This window comes from Vibrio sp. OPT46, from assembly GCF_015163535.1.
GTDB classification, from domain to species: Bacteria; Pseudomonadota; Gammaproteobacteria; order Enterobacterales; family Vibrionaceae; genus Vibrio; species Vibrio alginolyticus.
Genome location: NZ_JADDYG010000796.1, coordinates 14,631 through 17,659, shown reverse-complemented (window position 1 = coordinate 17,659; position 3,029 = coordinate 14,631). Strand labels below are relative to the sequence as shown.

The window sequence follows — 3,029 nt, the reverse complement described above, 5'->3', positions numbered from 1 at the left end:
GATACTGTTTGCTTTACGAGCATTAACTGACTAGCATTATCGCTCTTTTCTTGTTCACTTTATTAGCTTAGGCGTTACGACAATGTCAGTAAAATGGTTCTCTATGTTCTTGTGTTGTGTGTTTGCTTCGGGCACTCACGCAGCTGTTGACCTTGTTAAAGTCGACAAGTCTAAGCGTCGAATGTATTTGATGGAACAAGGAGCAGTGCTAAAAGAATACCGAATTGCTTTAGGAGCGAACCCGCAAGGACATAAACAAGAAGAGGGAGACAATCGCACGCCAGAGGGCGAATACACTCTAGATTATGTTATAGAGGACTCTGCTTTTTATCGTTCTGTGCATATCAGTTACCCTGATGCGATTGATACGTTGGAAGCGAAGCGCCGAGGTGTGTCCCCTGGAGGGAACATCAAAATTCATGGCTTAAAAAACGGTGAGAGTCAGTTGCCGATTTACATCCAAAGTTTTGATTGGACTAATGGGTGTATTGCGATTACCAACGAGGAGATGGACGAATTTATCCAGCTTGTCGAGATGGGGACACCAATTCAGATTGAGTGGTAACAAAAGGTCCCCTTTAATGTTCTGGCTCTTATAGGCTATGGCATAAAGCGCTGTGGATGATCACTAAAAATACCGTCTAACTGAGGCAGGTATTTCAGTTTATTTGGATTGTTCACCGTATAGCACATCACTTTGTAACCGGCTTGTTGGAGTTTGTTTATCTGGCGAGTACGAACCCAGTTAATATTTAGGTTGCAGCTATAGGCACTAACTTCTTCCAAAAGGCGTTTATCTTTTCTCGTAAAGAATTCACTTAACACACCCAATCGGTAGCCACTGCAGTATTTGTGCATCGCTCTAATGACGTCATGACTAAAGCTCGATAGGAGTACATTCTCTTGCGGCATTGGACTTTTTGTTAACGCATTGGCGAGAGTCTGCGCCACTTCTTCCGCTGGATGGTTGTCTACTTTAACTTCGATATTCAAGTTAAGCTTATTCTCAGTAGCTAAAGTGAGCAGTTCATCTAGTGTCACGATCTTCTCGCCTGAAAAGTCTGTGCTAAACCAACTACCGAAATCTAATGCTTTTAAGTCTTCCAGGGTGAGCTCATCAACACGCCCTTGTCCATTGCTGCATCGATTGACGGTATGATCATGGCAAACCACTAAAACATTATCTTTGGTAGGCTGTATATCCACTTCCACCCACTTCAACCCCAGGTCAATGGCTGCCTGAATGCTTATTTTTGTATTCTCAGGGTATGAACCTGCCACGCCACGGTGACCAATTAATAACGTTTCCATTCGCTTTATCTTTTGCTTTGCGGTTGCCTGATTGTACTCGTTTTTTCTATGAAGATATATCTAGGTGCATATTGTTAGGAACCTTTAGTACAAGTGAACATTAAACTCTAATAGTACGTTGCTGCTTCTTGGACTGAGTCCTGTGGACTTAAAGCCTTAGAGTGTGTAGTTGTTTAATTGGTAAATGAGTAATAAAATGCGAACCATTTTTATTTGAATGGTGAGTGGTAATGTCACGAGTTTTGATAGTCGATGATGACGTTCCTTTGTGTGAGCTGTTAGAAGCGGTTTTGCAAGAGGAGGGCTACATCGTATCTTCTGTGCATTGCGGTGAAAGTGCGCTGCAATATATGGAAAAAACGCCTGTAGATCTTGTATTGCTTGATGTCATGTTACCAAACCTTAACGGCATGCAAGTTGCTCGTAGGATCTGTCAGCGCTTCGCGACACCTATTCTAATGCTTACCGCTCTCAACGATGAAAACTCGATGCTTGATGGTTACCAAGCGGGGGCCGATCAGTATATCGGAAAGCCCTTTAATGTCGCTGAGCTTCTAATGCGCATCAAAGCGATTCTTCGTCGTGTTGGCTTGGAACGTCAACGTCAGACGATGTGTAGTACCGTTCAAACGATCAGCGACCAGCTTAATAGCTTACCCCTCACAAGTACGGAAGCTGAACTATTGAGCTACTTGGTAAAAAACCAAGGAGTCGTGATTTCAAAAGCAGAGCTTCAAACTGAAGTGTTAAAGAAAGAGCTGAGTCCTTTTGATCGCAACCTTGATATGCACATCAGTAACATACGTCGCAAGTTAGTTGAAGCGGGGCTTTCCAAGCAACATATCAAAACCTTCCGTGGCAAAGGTTACAGTTATTTAGAGGCTGTAAACCGTTAATGAAGCTCCGATGTCCACCTTTTATTGCAAAACGTAAAGATAGCTTAGCGTTCAAGTTATTTAGTTGCATGACCGCAATTGTCATTAGTATTTTGGTCGTGCAATCCTTAGCGGAACAAGCTCTGGTGAAAGCCATGTTGAAAGTGCCCGATAGTGTGCGAGAAGAAATGCTAGACCTTGCACATCAAGCCAATGTATTGATTGAGCACGGAGACATGGACGAACTTGCTGACTGGGCAAATGCGCAAAACTTTTATTTATTTGTGTTGAATGAACATCAGCAACCAGTTACGCACCGTCTGATGCATCCGCACTTCGAGTTCAAACTTCAATTTAAGAGAAGCATTGATGATCAACTTGAGGGGAAAGTGAATCGCCCCATCATCAATATTCCTTTAGTTCATGGCAATACTTTAGTGATTCAATTGCCACATCGACTGCACCCTGCAAATGACTTCATTCTGTATTTCTCTATTCTCAAAGTCGTGATTGCAGTGGTTATTTTGGCGCTCTTTTCGCTGCTAATGGCACGTAACTTACAGCAACCATTGGATCGATTGAGAGAAGCAAGCAAAAAGCTATCTAATGGCGATTTTAATGTCAGTGTCGTGAAAGAGCTGAAGTCGAGCACGCGTGAGTTTAACGAGTTAGCGCAAGATTTCGATCACATGACGCAACAGATTCATTCTCTCGCTGAAAAGCAGCGACTGCTTATAAGAGATGTCTCTCACGAATTGAGAACGCCGTTAGCGAGGCAGAACTTGGTTCTGCATCTTTTGCGAAAGCGTGTTGGAGAAAGTGAGCAAAGTCTAGTGACAAGGT

General features: G+C 43.0%; 4 protein-coding genes. 3 read left to right on the top strand and 1 reads right to left on the bottom strand.

The features are described from left to right. The first annotated feature begins 82 nt into the window (after positions 1-82). Complete coding sequence (locus tag IQR33_RS27950) at positions 83-565, top strand: L,D-transpeptidase family protein (RefSeq protein WP_005374271.1); 483 nt, start codon at positions 83-85, stop codon at positions 563-565. A 35-nt stretch (positions 566-600) separates the two neighbouring features. On the opposite strand, the gene IQR33_RS27945 is transcribed toward IQR33_RS27950, so the two are convergent. Continuing rightward, a complete protein-coding gene (locus tag IQR33_RS27945; RefSeq protein ID WP_017819703.1) occupies positions 601-1,311 on the bottom strand; it encodes a glycerophosphodiester phosphodiesterase family protein in 711 nt (236 codons plus the stop codon). A gap of 230 nt (positions 1,312-1,541) precedes the next feature. On the opposite strand from IQR33_RS27945, the gene IQR33_RS27940 reads away from it, so the two are divergent. Then, positions 1,542-2,207 carry a response regulator transcription factor gene (locus IQR33_RS27940; RefSeq protein ID WP_005386018.1) on the top strand — a complete coding sequence of 222 codons (666 nt, stop codon included), beginning with the start codon at positions 1,542-1,544 and terminating at the stop codon, positions 2,205-2,207. Then, positions 2,207-3,029: histidine kinase sensor domain-containing protein (locus tag IQR33_RS27935; RefSeq protein WP_193844246.1), on the top strand; the 823-nt coding region annotated here is incomplete at its 3' end. The genes IQR33_RS27940 and IQR33_RS27935, both read left to right, overlap by 1 nt.